The 1,403-nt window shown below is 55.2% G+C and carries 2 protein-coding genes; both read right to left on the reverse strand.

Features of this window, described 5'->3' with window-relative positions:
- On the reverse strand, positions 1 to 1,007 hold a 1,007-nt coding region (locus tag HMPREF0658_RS10575; RefSeq protein ID WP_040557882.1), incomplete at its 3' end, for a fimbrillin family protein.
- Positions 1,008 to 1,074: 67 nt separating this feature from the next.
- Positions 1,075 to 1,287 (reverse strand): hypothetical protein, encoded by a 213-nt coding sequence (locus HMPREF0658_RS10580; RefSeq protein WP_006950776.1) that lies wholly within the window; start codon positions 1,285 to 1,287, stop codon positions 1,075 to 1,077.
- Positions 1,288 to 1,403: the final 116 nt, after the last annotated feature.

Here is a 1,403-nt window from a genome sequence, read left to right on the forward strand (position 1 = left end):
GTGACGACCACCGACACGCCCGTCAGGTCTTGCGGTATCATATAAAAGGTGTAGTTGTCCGAAGGGTTGCCCATAATCACCGTATTGGGATTCTTCCTAAGGTCGATGGGCGAGGTGGCTACGTCGAGCACAAAGTCTTTGCGGTCGGTCAGGCTGCCGGCCACCCAAGTGCCTGAGCCGCCATACTGTGTGGGCAACATGTACTTGCCCTTGCTGCAGGCGTTCTTGATTTCCACTTTCGTGATGCGCTTGTTCCACGAAAGGTTCTGACCCACGGCGAAGCGTACGGCCGTCAGGGCGTGCCTAAACTTGAGGTTCGTTGTCGGGGCGACACCGCGGGTTTCATACTTTACTTCGCCCGAGCAGGCGGTCATGAGGTCTTTCTGATTCTTCACATCCTGCTCTGCCTCGAACTCCACATAGGGCGTACCCGAGTGGGTGGCCGGCGAGAGGGTGATTTTGTTTTCGCTCTTGGCTTCGGGGTACACGGCGTAGAAGCGGCCATAGCGGTAGCCCCAGTGCCAAGGGTGATATGTGGTGAGCGTGCCGTCGTTCTTCGTCTTCACGGCATAGAACCAATCGGGCGTGTCGGGGGCAAAGCCCGGCGTATCGCTGCGGTAACCCGATGTGGTGAAGAAGTTGTCGATGTTGGTTTTTACTTTTGCCCGCGTATCGGCAGAGGGCAGCACGGGGTTCACACCCTCAATGGTGGTTTCTATCATACAGAGGTCGGCGGCACCTTGCACGGCATGCTTGCGCGTGGCGAGGTCTTCGAGGGTCAGCCCCTCATTGCCAAGACGCGAGAGGACGGCAGAGCGTGTGGCAGGTGCCGTTTGCTGTTGCAGGAGCATTTCGTCCTGTGCGCTGCTCACGTGGAAACTCACGGCGGTGCCTTTATCGCCCTCGTCCTTGTTGTCGGTCAGGTTGTCGTCGGCGCACGAGACGACGGTCAATGCTGCGCAGAGCAGCATGGCTTGTATCTTCAACAGTTGTTGTATTGTCTTCATTGTCTCCATTGTCTTTACTTTTTTTGTTAGCTCTTTATCTTTCCTGTTCTTCTTTCCGTTCTTCTTTCTATTCGTCTTCTTCCTCTTCTTCCCAGAGGGAGCCGCCCCACTTCTTGGCGCCGGAGATGTCGTCGTCATCATCGGGGTCTAAGGGGACGACGCTGGTGCCGCCGCCATTGCCATTGGGGCTGCCGGCGAGCAGGCCGCACGGCTGCTGCATGGGAATGATGCGTGTGGCAGGAGCAATGTAGTCCTGCACGGTTACTTGATTCTTGCTCATAATGATTGTTTGTTTAATGATGAATATTTAGCTTGATTTTCGTCTTTCTGCACCTTACAAACGGGCACAAAAAGAGGAACAAAGGGAACTCCGTGAAGCCCTTTGTTTATGGGGAA

It is taken from the genome of Hoylesella marshii DSM 16973 = JCM 13450 (genome assembly GCF_000146675.1).
GTDB classification, from domain to species: domain Bacteria; phylum Bacteroidota; class Bacteroidia; order Bacteroidales; family Bacteroidaceae; genus Prevotella; species Prevotella marshii.

Coding starts and splice junctions, on each gene's coding strand:
- HMPREF0658_RS10580 (WP_006950776.1), bottom strand. CDS start 1,287: ATGAGCAAGAATCAAGTAACCGTGCAGGACTACATTGCTCCTGCCACA.